This window comes from Paraburkholderia sp. EB58 (assembly GCF_050436665.1).
GTDB lineage: Bacteria > Pseudomonadota > Gammaproteobacteria > Burkholderiales > Burkholderiaceae > Paraburkholderia.
The window spans coordinates 1-16,428 of sequence record NZ_JBNDMQ010000019.1 but is presented as its reverse complement, the minus strand read 5'-3'; the positions used below and the strand labels follow the sequence as shown (position 1 = coordinate 16,428).

General features: G+C 62.3%; 14 protein-coding genes. 10 read left to right on the top strand and 4 right to left on the bottom strand.

From position 1 onward, the window contains the following. Positions 1 to 144: 144 nt before the first annotated feature. Together P3T40_RS25485 and htpG are read left to right on the top strand one after the other, a co-directional pair. Positions 145 to 1,623: a PLP-dependent aminotransferase family protein gene (locus tag P3T40_RS25485; protein ID WP_429270475.1), complete on the top strand. Its 1,479-nt coding sequence runs from the start codon at positions 145 to 147 to the stop codon at positions 1,621 to 1,623. Positions 1,624 to 1,779: 156 nt separating this feature from the next. Next, on the top strand, positions 1,780 to 3,678 hold the full coding sequence (htpG, locus tag P3T40_RS25480) for a molecular chaperone HtpG (RefSeq protein WP_429270474.1): 1,899 nt from the start codon (positions 1,780 to 1,782) through the stop codon (positions 3,676 to 3,678). Between the two features lie 229 nt (positions 3,679 to 3,907). Here htpG and P3T40_RS25475 read toward each other — a convergent pair whose 3' ends face one another. Further along, entirely contained in the window at positions 3,908 to 4,171 is a 264-nt protein-coding gene (locus P3T40_RS25475) for a hypothetical protein (RefSeq protein WP_429270473.1), read from the bottom strand. Between the two features lie 251 nt (positions 4,172 to 4,422). Between P3T40_RS25475 and P3T40_RS25470 the strand changes: the two genes are divergently transcribed. Together P3T40_RS25470 and P3T40_RS25465 are read left to right on the top strand one after the other, a co-directional pair. Beyond that, a complete protein-coding gene (locus tag P3T40_RS25470; protein WP_429270472.1) occupies positions 4,423 to 6,282 on the top strand; it encodes a glycosyltransferase family 9 protein in 1,860 nt (619 codons plus the stop codon). A 57-nt stretch (positions 6,283 to 6,339) separates the two neighbouring features. Then, positions 6,340 to 8,130, top strand: coding sequence for a tetratricopeptide repeat protein (locus tag P3T40_RS25465; RefSeq protein ID WP_429270471.1), 1,791 nt, complete (start codon positions 6,340 to 6,342; stop codon positions 8,128 to 8,130). A gap of 97 nt (positions 8,131 to 8,227) precedes the next feature. On the opposite strand, the gene P3T40_RS25460 is transcribed toward P3T40_RS25465, so the two are convergent. Beyond that, on the bottom strand, positions 8,228 to 8,731 hold the full coding sequence (locus tag P3T40_RS25460; protein WP_429270470.1) for an OmpA family protein: 504 nt from the start codon (positions 8,729 to 8,731) through the stop codon (positions 8,228 to 8,230). 237 nt (positions 8,732 to 8,968) lie between these two features. On the opposite strand from P3T40_RS25460, the gene P3T40_RS25455 reads away from it, so the two are divergent. Together P3T40_RS25455 and P3T40_RS25450 are read left to right on the top strand one after the other, a co-directional pair. Next, positions 8,969 to 9,649: a chorismate--pyruvate lyase family protein gene (locus tag P3T40_RS25455; RefSeq protein ID WP_429270469.1), complete on the top strand. Its 681-nt coding sequence runs from the start codon at positions 8,969 to 8,971 to the stop codon at positions 9,647 to 9,649. Next, positions 9,646 to 10,179 (top strand): DNA-deoxyinosine glycosylase, encoded by a 534-nt coding sequence (locus P3T40_RS25450; protein ID WP_429270468.1) that lies wholly within the window; start codon positions 9,646 to 9,648, stop codon positions 10,177 to 10,179. The genes P3T40_RS25455 and P3T40_RS25450 overlap by 4 nt, the downstream gene beginning before the upstream one ends. A 3-nt stretch (positions 10,180 to 10,182) precedes the next feature. Here P3T40_RS25450 and P3T40_RS25445 read toward each other — a convergent pair whose 3' ends face one another. Continuing rightward, entirely contained in the window at positions 10,183 to 10,878 is a 696-nt protein-coding gene (locus P3T40_RS25445) for a mobilization protein (protein ID WP_429270467.1), read from the bottom strand. A gap of 114 nt (positions 10,879 to 10,992) precedes the next feature. Here P3T40_RS25445 and P3T40_RS25440 point away from each other — a divergent pair, with 114 nt between their 5' ends. The 4 genes from P3T40_RS25440 to P3T40_RS25425 all read left to right on the top strand — a co-directional run bounded on the left by P3T40_RS25440 (position 10,993) and on the right by P3T40_RS25425 (position 15,316). Further along, entirely contained in the window at positions 10,993 to 11,916 is a 924-nt protein-coding gene (locus P3T40_RS25440) for a spermidine synthase (RefSeq protein WP_429270466.1), read from the top strand. Positions 11,917 to 12,251: 335 nt separating this feature from the next. Further along, positions 12,252 to 12,491, top strand: a complete 240-nt coding sequence (locus tag P3T40_RS25435; protein ID WP_429270465.1) for a DUF3311 domain-containing protein — start codon at positions 12,252 to 12,254, stop codon at positions 12,489 to 12,491. Then, the gene (gene mctP / locus P3T40_RS25430) at positions 12,488 to 14,032 is read left to right on the top strand and encodes a monocarboxylate uptake permease MctP (RefSeq protein ID WP_429270464.1); all 1,545 of its coding nucleotides are present in this window, start codon (positions 12,488 to 12,490) and stop codon (positions 14,030 to 14,032) included. The genes P3T40_RS25435 and mctP overlap by 4 nt, the downstream gene beginning before the upstream one ends. 135 nt (positions 14,033 to 14,167) lie before the next feature. After that, the gene (locus P3T40_RS25425) at positions 14,168 to 15,316 is read left to right on the top strand and encodes an FUSC family protein (protein ID WP_429270463.1); all 1,149 of its coding nucleotides are present in this window, start codon (positions 14,168 to 14,170) and stop codon (positions 15,314 to 15,316) included. A gap of 66 nt (positions 15,317 to 15,382) precedes the next feature. Here P3T40_RS25425 and yjdN read toward each other — a convergent pair whose 3' ends face one another. Then, positions 15,383 to 15,799 (bottom strand): VOC family metalloprotein YjdN, encoded by a 417-nt coding sequence (yjdN, locus tag P3T40_RS25420; RefSeq protein WP_429270462.1) that lies wholly within the window; start codon positions 15,797 to 15,799, stop codon positions 15,383 to 15,385. Positions 15,800 to 16,428 lie beyond the last annotated feature (629 nt).

Here is a 16,428-nt window from a genome sequence, read left to right as displayed (position 1 = left end):
TGACGCGTGCTGGGGCCGTAAGCATAACCGGTTGCTGCGCCGTCGCGGTATCTCGGCATGAGTTCCGGATCAAATGTAACGCCGTGCACCTGCACAGTAACGGTACAATCGTCCCGATAGTGTTCGGTACAGTTGGAGCCCATCATGTCCGTCGCGCTCGACCAGGCGCTTGACCACGCGCTTGACCAGATTCCCGCCCCCAATGACGCCTCGTCGCTCACGCTCGTCGACCAGCTCGTCCAATGGGCGCGCCGCCGTATCGAGGAGCGCGTGTTCCGCGCCGGCATGCGCATGCCGTCGATCCGAAAGCTGGCGCTGGACAAGGGTGTGTCGCGTTTTACGGTGGTGGAGGCCTACGAGCGCCTCGTCGCACAGGGCTACCTGGATTCGCGCCGCGGCTCTGGCTTTTACGTGCGCGAACGTCTGGCCGCGCCCATGCCCGGCGAGCGGCGTCAGAGCACTGAGGCCGCGCCGGCCTCGAATACGATCGACGTCGTCTGGCTGCTGCGCAACATGCTGCAGACGTCGACCCGGCCGGAACGCGGCCCCGGTCTCGGCTATCTGCCGAGCCGCTGGCTCGACGGCGAACTGATCACCGGCGCGCTGCGCACGCTCGGCCGGCAAAGCGGCGCGCAAATGCTCGGCTTCGGCACGCCGCAAGGCTTCCTGCCGCTACGCCAGCAGGTGCAGACGCGGCTCGAAGAGCTGGAAATCGGCGCGTCGCCGGATCAAGTCGTGCTCGCCTCGGGGATTACCCAGGCCATCGATCTGATCGCGCGCATTTTCGTGCAGCCGGGTGACGCCGTGATCGTCGGCGATCCGGCCTGGTTCCAGATGTTCGGGCGCTTCGCGTCGCAGGGTGCGCGTCTTGTCGGCGTGCCGTACACGCCGGATGGGCCCGATCTGGACGCGCTTGAAACGCTGGTGCAGCAGTGGCGCCCGAAAATGCTGGTCATCAACTCGGTGCTACAGAACCCCACTGGGACGTCGCTCACGGCCGCGCAGGCCTTCCGCATCCTGCGTCTGGCAGAGGAATACGATTTCATCGTCGTCGAAGACGATATCTACGGCGATCTGTGCCCGCAGGGCTATCCGGCCACCCGTCTCGCGAGCCTCGACCAGCTAAAGCGCGTGATCTACCTCGGCAGCTTTTCGAAGACACTGGCGGCCAATTTGCGGGTCGGTTTTATCGCCTGCGCGCCGGAGGTGGCGAAGGCCGTCACGGACCAGAAGATGCTGGTGGGCATGACGAGTCCGGAATTGAACGAGCGCGTGCTGTACAAGATTCTTACCGAGGGCCACTACCGGCGTCACGTCGAACGGCTGCGCGCACGGCTCGACGGCGTGCGCGACAAGGCCGCGAGGATGCTGGAGAAGACCGGCCTGAAGCTGTTTCACACCCCGGGCGCGGGCATGTTCCTGTGGGCTGACACCGGCGTCGATTCGGACATGCTCGCCGCCGCCGGCCACGAAGCGGGGTTTCTCCTGACGCCGGGCAGCCTGTTTTCGCCGCAGCAGTCGCCCTCGAGCTGGACGCGCTTTAACGTCGCCAATTGCGGCGATCCGGCGCTGCCAGCATTCCTGTGCCGCTACCTGGACGGGGTATCACGGCGCGCCTCTTGAAATCGCGCCGATAGCACCCAACTAGCCGCCTGATCCGCCGCGTGACCGGTTGCCAGCGCCGCGCGTTCGTGCCTGCTGCACGAGCCCGACACCCTGAGGCACCACCGGCCACGCTTGCCCCGAATCAACCGCAACAAATAGAGAGGAAGTCCGACCATGGCACAAGAAACCATGAGCTTTCAGGCAGAAGTGAAACAGCTTCTGCAACTGATGATCCATTCGCTGTACAGCAACAAGGAAATTTTCCTGCGTGAGCTGATTTCGAACGCCTCGGATGCGGCCGACAAGCTGCGCTTCGAAGCGATCGAAAACAACGCGCTGTACGAGAACGACCCGAATCTGCGGATTCGCGTGTCCTACGACAAGGCCGCGCGCACCATCACGATCGACGACAACGGCATCGGCATGAGCCGCGACGAAGCGATCTCGCACCTCGGCACGATCGCCCGCTCGGGCACCAAGGAATTCTTCGGCAAGCTGTCCGGCGACCAGCAGAAAGATGCGGCGCTGATCGGCCAGTTCGGCGTCGGCTTCTATTCGGGCTTTATCGTCGCGGACAAGATCACGGTCGAGACGCGCCGTGCCGGCTTGACGGCTGCCGAAGGCGTGCGCTGGGAAAGCGCTGGCGAGGGCGATTTCGCCGTCGAGACGATCGAGCGCGCACAACGCGGCACGACCATCACGCTGCACCTGCGCGCGGATGAGGATGAACTGCTGTCGTCGCATCGCCTGAAGTCGATCATCCAGAAGTATTCGGACCACGTCGCGCTGCCCATCCTGATGAAGAAGGAAGAATGGGACGCGGAAAAGAGCGAGATGGTCACGAAGGACGAGGACGAGACCGTCAACCAGGCGAGCGCCCTGTGGACCCGTTCGAAGAACGAGATCACCGACGAGCAATACAAGCAGTTCTACCAGCACCTCTCGCACGACCATCAGGATCCCCTGACGTGGACGCATAACCGCGTTGAAGGCCGCAGCGAATATACGCAACTGCTGTACGTGCCGAGCGCGGCGCCGTTCGACATGTGGAACCGCGAACATCGCGGCGGGCTGAAGCTGTATGTGAAGCGCGTGTTCATCATGGACGACGCCGAGCAATTGCTGCCCACGTACCTGCGTTTCGTGAAGGGCGTGGTCGATTCGAGCGATCTGCCGCTGAACGTGTCGCGCGAAATCCTCCAGGAAAGCCGCGATGTGAAGGCGATCCGCGAAGGCGTGACGAAGCGCTCGCTGTCGATGCTGGAAGAGCTGGCTAACTCCGAGAACGACGCCGACCGCGAAAAGTACGCGACCTTCTGGAAGGAATTCGGCCAGGCGCTAAAGGAAGGCGTAGGCGAAGACTTCGCCAATAAGGACCGTATTGCCAAGCTGCTCCGTTTTGCCTCGACGCATACCGACTCGCCGGAGCAGACCGTTTCTCTGGCCGATTACGTCGCTCGCATGAAGCCCGAGCAGACCAAGATTTACTACGTCACGGCTGACACCTTCCAGGCCGCGACCCACAGCCCGCACCTCGAAGTGTTCCGCAAGAAGGGCGTGGAAGTGCTGCTGCTGACCGATCGTGTCGACGAATGGATGCTGTCGTTCCTGAACGAGTTCGACGGCAAGCCGCTGCAAAGCGTCGCGCGTGGCGACCTCGATCTGGGCGCGTTGAACGACGAGGAAAAGCAGGCGCAGGAAAAAGTTAGCGAGGAACTGAAGCCGCTCGTCGAGAAGATGAAGGAAGCGCTGAAGGACAAGGCAAAAGACGTGCGTCTCACGTTCCGCCTGACCGATTCGCCGTCATGCCTCGTGGCTGACGATGGCGAAATGAGCGGCTACCTGCAACGGATGCTGAAGGCCGCGGGGCAGCAAGCGCCGTCGTTCCACCCGATTCTGGAAGTGAATCCGGAACACGCGCTGGTGAAGGGCTTGCACGCGGATAGCGCGAACTTTGACGACTGGTGCCACCTGTTGTTCGACCAGGCGCTGCTCGCGGAAGGCGGTGCGCTGGAAGATCCGGCGAGCTTCGTCAAGCGGACCAATGCTTTGTTGTTGGCTCGCGCGGGTTGACGCGGGTTTAAGTCGAGACGCTGGTTTTTAAAGCGTTAGTAGGTTGGGAAAATGCGCTGCTTTTGGCAGCGCATTTTTTTTGGACGTTTTTCTGAACGTTGCGGAAGGAGGGGTCACCCGCCGGGTTGCGACGTGGACGATCCGCTGCCAGGTATGCGTGACGCGCCTGATCAAGACGCGGACCTACCGTTGCGCGCTGGGCGCTTATTGGCCTGTCAACGTCTATCGTTTAACGAGCCGGAGCGTGCTCGTGCTGGCGAACTTGCGAGAGCACCGACCCCGCTAGTTCTTTCGCTTCCATACAGGCGTCGTGGTTGGCCAATACTTTTGCTGCCAGGCTGCCAATAGCGGCGCTCGTCTGTTTCGACGTGTGATGCTGCGCGAGCGCAGAGCCCGCCAGTTCCTTTTCCAGGTGAAACGAACTGTGTCGTGCAAGCACGACGGCGGCCAGATGCGCGATGCGGTCGGAGGTTTCCTTTCCGTTCTGATTCAACTTCGACTCCTTTGCGATTTTTCTTAATACGGCTTAAAGAGGTGGTCACGTTCGGCCGAACGAAAAATCAGTATGGTTTACTAAGTAAAAATTATCAACGGCATTATTTTGAGATTTGAATATGAGATGAAGCCGCGCGATTTCGTCATATTCTGTGGCGGTCCGGCTTCGGACGCCCAATCGTTTTTGAACTGACTTCAACGCATCTGGGCGGCGAGCGGACGTCTCATCGTTACTTCCCGGTTCTTCTCATGTCCGAAACAAACGTGGCCACGCCGGCCGATCCTATGTACCTCGTGTGGTCCGTCCTGTGTGAGCAGGGCCTCGACGCCGCCCAGCAGTGCGCAGTCGCTCTGGTGCATGACGGTGTGACGCCGCAAATTCACGCCGACCTGTGTGCGAGCGCGGGGCACTTCGAGCAGGCGTATCACAGTGCATCGTTGGGACAGGGGGAATCCACCAGCGGCGGCCGTTACGCGCGACTCGCGCTGTTTGCCGATGCGCTTGGCAAGCAGGACGTCGCGAAGCACTACAGCGAGCTTGCAGTCGCGGCGCAATCCGAGGCGATGACGATTGAATGGATCGTCGGGCTGGTTGACCGCTATCGGGCGTATCCGGCTGCGGCGCATCTGCTGCGCGCTTACGCCCAGCGCGCGCCGCACGATGCCCGCGCACCATGGTGGCTGGCAGTGGCTCTCGCCTCGATGTCTGGCGCAGAGGCCAAGGCTGAGCGCCGCGAAGCGCTGGCGCGTGCGTACGAGCTCGATCCGGGCGTTCATCCGGTGTTGCCGCTGCATCTCGTGCTGGCGCATCGTGAAATCCGCAACTGGGACACGGTTGAGCGAGTGTGCCGCGACTTGCTCGCGAAGAATCCCGCCGATACCGAAATGGCGTGGCAATTGAGTCACGCGCAATGGCAGCGTAACGACGCCGCGTCGGCTGAGGCGACGATGCGCGCTGTCGATGCAGTCGTACCCGGTAACGCCGCGGTGGCGGCCGCGATTGGCCAGTATCTGGCCGAGCAGGCGCGCTACTCCGAGAGCGAGGCCGCGCTGCATGGGTCGCTTGCACTCGACCCGAATGCTGTGCAACCGGCCGTGGATCTGGCCGATCTCGAATTGCGCCGCGGCGACTGGTCGACCGCATGGCCGCGCTTCGAAGCGCGGCTGCGACGCGATGACCGCGAGGCGAACAATGTGGTTACCGTGATGGCGCGTCTGTGTCCGCGTTGGCGCGGCGAGCCGCTTGCCGGCAAGAGGCTGGTCGTACATAGCGAACAGGGCAATGGCGACGACATCCAGATGGTGCGCTTCCTGCCGGAACTCGCGGCGCGCGTGTCCGACGAAGGCGGGCGGCTGGTGCTGGCGGTGCGGCGGGCGCTGCAACCGCTGTTCGCGCGTTTTTACGGCGACTGCGTGTCGATAGAGGACGGCCCGCTCGGCAAGCTGGACTACGAGCCGGACTACGGTTTGCCGATGATGAGCGTGCCGCACACACTCGGCTTGCAGGCGAAGCAGGTGCGCGGTGCAGCTTATCTGCAGGCGGATCCCCAAAGGCTGGCGCAATGGCAGGCGAAGGTGCGGGCTGCGGATGACGAGGCGGCTGCGCTTCGCGTTGGCCTCGTGTGGTCCGGCAGTCCGACTCACCGCCGTGATGGGAAACGTTCGATCCCTCTCGCGTCGCTCGCTCCGGTTCTCGCGCTGCCTAATGTCGTGTTCCATCCGCTCACGCCGGGTCTGAGTGCAGATGTCGCAGCCATGACGGCGCAAGGCTATCGCGTGTGTGACCTGACTGGGCTCTATGAAGCCGGCTTCGACGACGTCGCCGCGCATGTGGCTGCGCTTGACGCCGTCGTGACCATCGACAGCGCGCCTCTGCATCTGGGCGGCGCGCTGGGCCGTCCGGTGCTGGCGATGCTTGATCATGTCTCGCATTGGTGTTGGGGTAACGCGGAAACGCAGCCCTGGTACGACTCCGTCGAGCTCTACCGGCAACCTGAGCCGGGCGCGTGGGCGCCGGTAGTCAAGCGGGTAGCGGCGCGGTTGCAGGCAATCGCACACGCAGGTGCGTCCCTGGCACATCAAAGCGAACGCGCTTTCAGCCACGAATAATCGAAGGCTATGTCGTTGCGCGACCCACACCTCTTATCTCTTCTTTCTTCAACCAGCATGGAAGAAATCGACGCTTTGATCGCCCGCGCGGATGCCTATCTAGCTGCGGATCAGACTCCTGAAGCGATGCAGCACTACCAGCACGTGCTGCAACTGCAACCCCGACATGCGCATGCGCTGCACCGGATGGGCATCGCCTGTTTTCGTCTGGAGCAGAACGAACGTTCACACCAGTACCTGGATCAGGCGTTGACCGTCGCTCCGGAGCGGGCAGACATCTGGGAGCATCGCGGGATACTCGCCGCGACAATGGGCGATCGCGTGGCTGCTGAGGCGTTCTACCATCGTGGACTCCACCTCACGGGCGGCACCGCCAGCCTCCATCGCAATCTGGCAGACTGTCTGCGATTGTCAGGGCGTATCGCCGAAGCACGGCAGCACTACACGAGGGCGTTGGACCTGGATCCAAGCTTGCATCACGCAGTTCGCGCCTTGGCCAGAATTAGCACGGAACTTGATCAGATCCTTGAAGCAGCAGACTACTGGTTGCAGGCATGCGCGCTCGATTCGGTTCAGCCGTCCGATGCGATTGAGTTCTTCGACGCTCTGTCGAAAGCCGAACGCCACACACAGATCGACACGGTGCTCGCCCGGCTTCGCGAGCGCTTCGCAACCGATGGCGCCGCGCTGGAAAGGCTAGCTTTTGCCCTCAACGGCATTCATCGCTTCCACGATGCGATGAGTGTGGCCCTTCAGGGAATTGCGATTGACCCGCAGAATGCCTGGCTGCATCACAACGCATCATTCTCGTACAACATGCTCGGCGAATTTGCGCCGATGCGGTTGCACACCATCGAGGCGGCGAGGCTGCTACCCGACAACCCACACATGCAATACAATCTCGCAGCGACGCAACTGCGTCTCGGCGACTTCGAAGAGGGTTGGAAGCAATACCGATGGCATGAAGCGCTGCCGGAAAATGCTGATCTCGTGCGTCCTGCTTTTCCCGAATGGAAAGGTGAGCCCGTGTCGGGGTGCCGGTTCTTGCTAATAGGCGAACAGGGGCTCGGGGATCAACTCCAGTTTCTGCGTACGGCCGACTGGTTGCAACGACAAGGCGCCATCGTCGATGTTTGGGTCGACGCCCCGTTAGGTGAATTGGCCCGTGGCGCGGCGGGCGTTCGTGCCGCTTGGACCACGTCTCCGCCGGGGTCCTATGACTATTGGTGCCGCATGCTCAGGATGCCGGAGCATATGAAGCTCAAGTTGTCGATGCTCCCGGTCGCAATGCCGTATCTGACGGGAGAGCCGGCGAAGGTTCAACGCTGGCAGAACCGGCTGGATGCCATCGCCAAAGTCGGTTCAAGCGGTGTGCGGAAAAAACGCGTTGGTCTCGTGTGGGCGGGCAATCCCGCTTATGCACTTGACCGTTATCGTTCGATCGCGTTGAGCAGATGGCAGCCGGTCCTCACGGAGTCTGATGTGCAGTGGTTCTCGCTGCAAATGGGGCGTGCCCAGGATGAAGCCGCTGCGTTGCCGGCTGAAATCGCCATGCACATGCTCGGACCCGAAATCAACAGTTTTTCCGATACGCTCGCGATCATCGAATCGCTGGATCTGGTCATTACGGTCGATACGGCCGTCGCGCATCTGGCAGGTGCATTGGGGCGACCGGTCTGGGTGATGGTGCCCACTTGCACGGCCTTTCGCTGGATGATCGACCGCAGCGACAGCCCCTGGTATCCGTCAGCGCGCCTGTTCAGGCAGCGGGAACTGGGTGAATGGGACGCACCGTTGGCCGAGGTACGAACCTCACTGCGGGAATTCGCCCACGGTTCGCTTTCCTGAACCGGTTACACGGTGAGGCGATGACTGGTCCGCGCATCCGGACGCGCCTCGCGCGTCCGGATCTCCGTTTGCCAATGCGATGCATGGCCGACGTCCGTTACCGCCCCATCAGCGTATCCATCGTTTCGCCGCGCACGAGAATCTCCGTGCGCCGGTTCAGCGCGCGCCCCTCAGGCGTATCGTTGCTTGCCACCGGGTTGTTGTAGGCGTTGCCCTTGGTGCGGATACGGTCCATTGCGACGCCGCGCGCCACCAGCCCATAACCTACCGCCGTCGCACGGTTTTCCGAGAGTTGCTGGTTATATTCGAGCGTGCCGACATTGTCGGTATAGCCCTCGACCAGGATCGGCTTCTTGCTGCGCTTGAGCAACACTGCGGAGCGGTTGATCACGGCGACCGCGTCGGGACGTACTTCGGATTTGCCGAAATCGAACAATGCTGCTTCCGGCAATTTGACCGAGACGCCATCAGCAACAGGCTTCACTTCGATTCCGACCGCCTGATTCAGTGAGGTCTCTGTCGCGCGGTTCAACGGCGCCGAGCAACCGGTCGTAAGTAGGACCGCCATGGCGCATGCAGTTGCACCCAAGAACGTTCTCATCTTTCTTCTCCTTGAATATCTGATCACATGGCTCGCCCATGCATTGGGTTTGGGCGGACCGCTGGCATTTGCAATGCAGGAATCTTTTATCGCGTGAGGAGGTGAAAGGAGAATCAGACCTATCCGAAAGCTGTGAATCGATTGATGCGTGTCAGCATAGAAGCGCAGCAATGCGGAACCTTATAAGTCGCCCGCGCCGAGGTGCATCCTTACCCGCCGCCGTTATAATCCGACACCATGCTCATCCGTTTCGATGCCGCTGACGCCCATTGGCGCGTCGCGCCCTTACCCGGTTTCAGTCGCGATCAGAAAGACTGGCTCACGCGCGGCGGTTCGCTGACCGCGCATCTGCGCACGCTCGGTGCGGTCGCGGTTCGCGTCACGCGCGAAGCCGTCGCGTTGCCGTGGGCGGACGAGTACGCCGCGCTCGACGTCGAATGTCGCGCGCCGGTGTGGGTGCGGGAGGTGGTGTTGTCGGTTGATGGCACGCCGTTCGTCGCGGCTCACAGCGTCGCGCCGCTGGCGGCGAGCGTCGGCGTCTGGCAGGCGATGCGGCGCTTGCGTACCCGCCCGCTGGCCGAGTTGCTCTACAGCGACAGCAGCGTCTCGCGCTCGGCGCTGGTGAGCCGCCGGCTCACGGCGCGTCATCCGCTGTACCGGTTGGCTGCGCGCGAAATCGGCGAGGCGCATCCGCAGGCGCTGGTTGCACGCCGCTCGGTATTCGAGCGGCACGGTGCACCGCTGATGGTCACCGAGTGCATGCTCCCCGCGTTGTGGGCGCATCTTGCTGCTGCATCGCCGGCAGTGTCGGCGCAGGAGCCGCGTGCGCATCCTCGCGAACATGGACGGCCACTCGAGCACACGGCGTCACGCGCCCATCCAGTGGCTCAGCATGGCCGCGGCGGGAAGGCGTCATGACGCAGAAACGCTGCTTTCCTCCTGTCGTCGACGCCAACACGAGGGTCCTGGTACTCGGCAGCCTGCCGGGTGAAGTCTCTTTGGCACAATCACAGTACTACGCGCACAAGCAGAATCGCTTCTGGTCCCTGATCGGTGACGTAACGGGAGAGGACTTACCCAGCCTCGACTACCCCACGCGCCTGCAGACACTCGTGCGTCACCGCGTCGGATTGTGGGACGTCGTCGCAGAGGCACAGCGCGAAGGCAGTCTGGACAGCCGGATCCGCAACCATGCGAGCAACGACCTGCTTGCCCTGGTTGAATCGCTGCCGCGTCTTGCCGCCGTCGCGTTTAACGGCGGCACGGCGACGCGACTCGGCATGCGGGCGCTACAGGACGCTGTCGGGAAGATTGAATTCGTCAGCCTTCCTTCAAGCAGCCCCGCGTACACCCTCTCTTATTCCGAGAAGCTCAAAGCGTGGGAAGTGCTGCGTCGCTGGCTCGTCGCGCCGGACCTCGTCGAAGCACCGCGCGGTCGTAGTGACTAGCGTCTATACGCCGAGCTTCGCCAACTCGCCATACACCCGCTGCAACCACACCTTGACGCGTTGCCGTTCCAGCAAGCCGAGACCCGTGGAGGCGCGATCGGGATGATTCACCGCGGCCCAGAAGCTCGTGCTTTGCTGGTCGATCTTTTGCATCGTCGTATCGGGCAGATGACGCAGGGTCATCACGCTGGCGCCCAGTGCCTCGGCCCGCGCGCGTTCGCCGGACGCTTCCAGAATCTCGAAACGGTCGCCGCGGACTTCGTTCAGAACCAGCACCAACTTGAGCCGTCCGCCGAACTGGTCGAGCCACTGCCGCAGCAGATCGACTGAATCACGGCCGCTGTCCATGACGTGCCACCACGTCAGCGTGATGCCATGCTCCTCGGCAACACCGAGTACATCCGAATCGTCGAACCACCTGGCGAGCGGCTGCTGCGTCTGGGCCGCGAGGTCAACCAGAATGCGCCGCTGCGGATCTTCGATGGCGGCCTCCATGACGGGATCGAGACTGTCATGCTGGTCGAGTACGGCCGGCGCGGCATAGTCGGCGTAAAAGCGCAGCAGCGCGCCATGCGAGCGGTCCGTGTCGAAGCCTAGAAACGGCACGCCGGTGTCGATAAAATGCTGGGCCAGCACGCGGGCGACGAGCGATTTGCCCACGCCGCCTTTTTCCCCGCCAATGAAGTGGATGGTGCTCATGCTTGCGGATCCTTTGTGGTGAACAAGCAGATTACATGGAAAAGAAAAGCGAGTCTGGCCAATGCTATGCTCTCGTTCGAACCAAAATGGCGTCTTCGACGCGGACATTCCCACATGACGAAACTGATCAAGCGTGCTTCGGCTGAAGCGCGCGCATTCCGCAACAAACAGGCCGACTCCGCCGATGCAAGCCAGAAAATGCAGAAAATGACGCGCACGAGCAAGCGCGCATCGCGCGACGAAGACCTCGACGACGCTCCGCAAATCGAAACGCCGCGCAAGCCGCGCTTCGCGCCCGTGACGTTCTCGGAAGAGGGCGGCGTGCGCTATCTGCACTTCGGCACGGAATGGGTGCAAGGCGCGATGCGTTTGCGCAAGCCCGATCACATCGAGCTCGAATACGCGCAGCAGATGATGGCCTGGCTGTTATTCCTCGAAACGCCGCAGCGCATCGTTCAGCTCGGCCTGGGCGCAGCGGCGCTGACCAAATTCGCCTATCGCTTTCTGAAGCGTGCGAAGGTCGAAGCGGTCGAGTTGAATCCGGCCGTGGTGGTCGCGGCGCGCACGATGTTCGAACTGCCGCATGACGACGCCCGTCTGACCGTGCACGAAACCGATGCATGGGACTTCGTCAACGACCGGGCCAACCACGGCACGATCGGCGCGTTGCAGATCGACGTCTACGACGCCACGGCACGCGGTCCGGTGCTCGATAGCGTCGCGTTCTACCGTGCCGTGCGCGCATGTCTGGTTGACGCGGGCGTGGTGACGGTGAACCTGTTCGGTGATCACCCGAGCTTCGTGCGCAACATGAAGCGCCTGAACGAAGCCTTCGACGGACGCGTGTTTGCGCTGCCGGAAGTGCACGACGGCAACCGTGTGGCGATCGCGTTTTCGGGGCCTGCACTCGAGGTACCGTTCGCGACGTTGCAAGCTCGTGCCAAGGTCATCGAAGCCGAACTCGGCTTGCCGGCGCGCAAGTGGATCAAGGGCCTGCAGGAATCGACCGGGCAGCAGGCCGGTTCGTTCTCCATCTAGGCAAAGGGCTTGGTGCACGCGACTCAGTGCTCGCGATTCGGGGCCGGCCGCCGCGCCGCCCCGGACTCCGGGGCCTTCAACCCGCCGCAACGCCCGTCCAGCGGCCTCTTCCCTGCCGCACACCGCCGCGCACGGCGCCCCGCACAGCTTCCTTTCCCCCTCTGCGCCACAAGGTTTTGCCTCGGGTCGCCCCTGCTTGACCGTACCTTTGCGACTCCTATACTCTTTCATTGCTTTCGGGGCGTCCGCGGCTTATCCGCGGGGCGACCTCCAGTCGTCGGGTCCGCTACCCGTCAACTACGGGACCACAAATCAATAAAAGGATAGGAGACGTCATGGCTCACGACGCCACCGCGAACAAGGCTAGCAAACGCTGGCTCTGGTTGCTGCTGCTTCCCTGGATCGCGATGATCTGGGTGCCGTCATACAACAAGGTCGAACCCCAACTGTTCGATTTCCCGTTCTTCTACTGGTATCAACTGCTGTGGGTGCTGATCAGCGCGGTCATCACGGCGCTCGTTTACTTCAAGACCAAGACACGTTCGCGGGATAGCTCACAGGGGGGCGCTCAATGAATCCCGTCGCCACCTTTGTATTCGTCCTGTTCTTTATTGGCGTCACGATCCTCGGCTTCATCGCGGCTCACTGGCGGCGCGGCGATCTCGCTCACCTCGAGGAGTGGGGTCTCGGCGGCCGGCGCTTCGGCACCATCGTCACATGGTTTCTGCTGGGCGGTGACCTGTACACCGCCTACACCTTCGTCGCGGTGCCCGCGCTCGTGTTCGGCGCAGGCGCTACCGGCTTTTTCGCGCTGCCCTATACGATCCTGATCTATCCGTTCGCCTTCGTCGTCTTCCCGAAGTTGTGGAGCATTGCGAAACGTCAGGGCTACGTGACTTCCGCCGACTTCGTCAATGCCCGCTATGGCAGCAAGACGCTCGCTCTGGCAGTCGCCGTGACCGGTATCGTCGCCACCATGCCGTACATCGCGCTGCAGTTGGTGGGTATCGAAGTGGTGATCGGCGCGCTCGGTTTCGACACCACGGGTTTCGTCGGCGATCTGCCGCTCATCATCGCCTTCGCGATTCTGGCGGCGTACACGTACACTTCGGGCCTGCGCGCGCCGGCCATGATTGCGGTCGTCAAGGACGTGCTGATCTACATCACGATTGCCGCTGCAGTGATCGTGATTCCGCCGCAACTGGGCGGCTTCGGTCACATCTTCGGCGCCGTGCCGCCGGCCAAGCTGCTGCTCAAAGCGCCTGACGTGTCGAGCCTGAACGGCTATAGCGCATACGCCACGCTGGCGGTCGGCTCAGCCTTGGCGTTGTTCCTCTACCCGCACTCGATTACTGCCGTGCTGTCGTCGAAGTCGGGCAACACGATCCGCCGCAACATGGCGATGTTGCCCGCTTATTCGCTGGTGCTCGGCCTGCTTGCGCTGCTCGGTTTCATGGCGCTCGCAGCGGGCGTGAAGGATATGCCGGAATACGCGCCGTACTTCAAGGCCTTCGGTCCGAACTTCGCCGTGCCGGCGCTGTTCCTGCACTTCTTCCCGTCATGGTTCGTCGGCGTGGCGTTCGCGGCTATCGGCATCGGCGCGCTGGTGCCGGCGGCGATTATGTCGATCGCGGCGGCCAATCTGTACACGCGCAACATCCACAAGGAGTTCATCAACCGCACCATGACGAATGAGCAGGAAACCAATATTGCCAAACTGGTTTCGCTGATCGTCAAGGTGGGGGCGGTGGCCTTCATTCTCGGCTTGCCGCTCACGTATGCGATCCAGTTGCAACTGCTGGGCGGCATCTGGATCATCCAGACGCTGCCGGCCATCGTGCTGGGGCTGTACACGCGCGTACTCGACTATCGTGGCCTGCTGCTCGGCTGGGCCGTCGGTATTGCAACCGGCACGTGGATGGCGGTTTCGCTGAAGCTGGCCAGCTCGATCTTTACGATCCACCTGTTCGGCCTCGCGATTCCCGGCTATGCCGCGGTGTGGTCGCTGATCGTGAACCTGGTGGTGTCGGTGGTGGCGAGCTTGCTGGTGCGTGCGATGGGCATGAAGCACGCCGAAGATCGCACTCGGCCGGAAGACTATCTGGACGTGGCGTAAAGCTGACTGGTTCAGGTGTCCCTGAACGGTCCTGACCGTCCCAAGGTGCACCCAAACGCCCGCAACGAAAACTTGCGGGCGTTTTGCATTTTTGGTGCACGATAGCCAGATTGCGTCTTCCACTTCCGCGCAACCATGTCCTCAGCCGATTCCGATTCCGAATCCGATTCCGTGATGCCGCGCCGAAGCCGTGTCGGCCGCGTGGTAAGGGCGATCACTTCGCCGTATTACCGTTACCGGCACGCCAAACTGCTCCATAGCGTGCGGGTGGGGCTCGCGATGATCGTGTCGATCCTTGCCACCACCGGCATCAATATCCCGCATGGCATCTGGTCGTCGGTGACGCTGCTGGTGGTGATCGGCGGCTTGCAGCATCACGGCAATATCCGCAAGAAGGCTGCAGACCGGGCCGTCGGGACGTTGCTAGGGGCGTCCATCGGGCTCGTACTCATCCTGCAGCAGAACCTGTTCGGCTCGCTGTGGCTCACCTACGTGCTGATGTCCATCGTGGCGGGTATCTGCGCGTGGTACGCCATCGGTAAGGCAGGCTATATCGGACTGCTGACGGCGATCACGATGTGCATCGTCGCGGGCCACGGCGACAACATGATCGATACGGGCTTATGGCGCACGCTGAACGTGCTGATCGGCATTGTGATCGCGCTGGCGTTCTCGTTTGCGCTGCCGCTGCATGCGACGTATTCATGGCGTTACCTGCTCGCCGATAATTTGCGCGGTTGCGCGCGGATCTACACACGCCTCGTGGACGGCGCACCGTTTGATGCGGACGAACAGCTCAAGACGTTTCTGGAGCTGAATGCCCGGCTGGTGCAACTGCGCGCGTTGATGCCCTCGGTGGCAAAGGAAATCGAGGCGCCGCCGGGGAAGCTGGAGGAGATTCAGCGCGTTCACCGCGCGGTGTTGAGTGCGTTGGAAATAATGGCGACCGGTGCGCTGGCACAGGCGAACGCTACCGGGCGTGCGGCATTTGCGCGGCAATGCGGAGCCGAGGCGCGCGCGGTGCGGGCCATGCTGCTGGCGATGGCGCGCGGCCTGCGGTTCGGGGGCGCGGCGCGGTTCCTCGCTCCAAAGGTGGTGCTGGCGCATGGCCCAGGCAGTGCGATCGCGCAGCAATTAGCCCCCGAACTGCAGGGGCCGTACTGGTTGAGCGAGCGGCTGATCGAGCAGGTGGACCACTTGCGGGCGCTACTGCTCGAGACGGAGCCGAACTGGAATATCGAGCGGCACGGCCCGCAGGTTCGTGCCGTGGCGAGATCCGGCTGAGGTGCCAAGGCGCCGAGGTCTGCGCTCCGTCCCTGCGCCCCGGACGGAGCCAGAAACCAGCTGCGCTCAGCTAGCGTCGGGAATGGTCACCATCCAGCCGATTCCGAACTTGTCGGTCACCATGCCGAAGCCCTTGCTCCAGAACGTGGCTTGCCATGGCATGTCGACCTTGCCGCCTTCGGCCAGCGCGTTAAAGAGCTTTTCACCGTGCGCCAGGTCATTTGCTGTCAGCGACAGCTTGAAGCCGTCGTGGGTCACCGTATCGGTCATGCAGTTGTCGGACATCATCAGGATGCTTGAGCCGATCTTGACCGAGGCATGCATGACCATATTGTCGTTCTTCGGATCGGCCGGGCGGTTGGCGTCGGGCGGCGCGTCCTTGTAGTGCATCTTGAGCATCAGCTCGGCGCCGAGCTTGTCGGCATAGAAGCTCAGCGCTTCTTCGCAGCTGCCGTCGAAAAATACATAAGCCTGGATTTCCATCGTCGTCTCCCTGGTGTTCACGCGCGACGCAGTGACTGTCCGGGCGGACAGAACAACGCCACAGCGAACGATTGTAGCCGTCTGCTGTGGCGTCAATTGTGAAAACCGGTAAAGACGCGCGGACCCTGATAGGGCCTCGCGCGGTCCGATAGAACCCCGAGCCCCTTCTATGAGCAGGATGTTGTCAAGGCCTTTCGCAAACTGGACCGGGACCCGGTTTGTGGGTGTGCCAGGAGCTGAGGCCCATGAGTTATCCACGGCCGGTCGGCGGGTCGCCAGTCTCGACCACGACGCCGGCCGGCGGTGGATAACTCAGCTCAATATGACTCGGGGTCCTCCTTGCGTTGATTGCGGTATGCCGATATACACGCGTATTCCAGCGGGTTTCCGCCGCCCGGGAACCATTGCCGCGATCCGGTGTACGTCCGCCTGAAGCCGAGCGTCGCGCCCGTGAGACCCCAACGTCTCACCGCCTTCTATCCGCTGGCTCGTGGCCAGCCTCATCCTGTATGCGCGTTGCGCCGGAAATTTCCGGGGAAACATGCCCCATCTATAAAATCGGTTACGTCAGTAACCCAGGGGCTCGACGGGCATGTTCACTTCAAACGGTCCCGTACATCGGATTTCAC

Coding starts and splice junctions, on each gene's coding strand:
- P3T40_RS25485 (WP_429270475.1), top strand. CDS start 145: ATGTCCGTCGCGCTCGACCAGGCGCTTGACCACGCGCTTGACCAGATT.
- htpG (WP_429270474.1), top strand. CDS start 1,780: ATGGCACAAGAAACCATGAGCTTTCAGGCAGAAGTGAAACAGCTTCTG.
- P3T40_RS25470 (WP_429270472.1), top strand. CDS start 4,423: ATGTCCGAAACAAACGTGGCCACGCCGGCCGATCCTATGTACCTCGTG.
- P3T40_RS25465 (WP_429270471.1), top strand. CDS start 6,340: ATGGAAGAAATCGACGCTTTGATCGCCCGCGCGGATGCCTATCTAGCT.
- P3T40_RS25460 (WP_429270470.1), bottom strand. CDS start 8,731: ATGAGAACGTTCTTGGGTGCAACTGCATGCGCCATGGCGGTCCTACTT.
- P3T40_RS25455 (WP_429270469.1), top strand. CDS start 8,969: ATGCTCATCCGTTTCGATGCCGCTGACGCCCATTGGCGCGTCGCGCCC.
- P3T40_RS25450 (WP_429270468.1), top strand. CDS start 9,646: ATGACGCAGAAACGCTGCTTTCCTCCTGTCGTCGACGCCAACACGAGG.
- P3T40_RS25445 (WP_429270467.1), bottom strand. CDS start 10,878: ATGAGCACCATCCACTTCATTGGCGGGGAAAAAGGCGGCGTGGGCAAA.
- P3T40_RS25440 (WP_429270466.1), top strand. CDS start 10,993: ATGACGAAACTGATCAAGCGTGCTTCGGCTGAAGCGCGCGCATTCCGC.
- P3T40_RS25435 (WP_429270465.1), top strand. CDS start 12,252: ATGGCTCACGACGCCACCGCGAACAAGGCTAGCAAACGCTGGCTCTGG.
- mctP (WP_429270464.1), top strand. CDS start 12,488: ATGAATCCCGTCGCCACCTTTGTATTCGTCCTGTTCTTTATTGGCGTC.
- P3T40_RS25425 (WP_429270463.1), top strand. CDS start 14,168: ATGTCCTCAGCCGATTCCGATTCCGAATCCGATTCCGTGATGCCGCGC.
- yjdN (WP_429270462.1), bottom strand. CDS start 15,799: ATGGAAATCCAGGCTTATGTATTTTTCGACGGCAGCTGCGAAGAAGCG.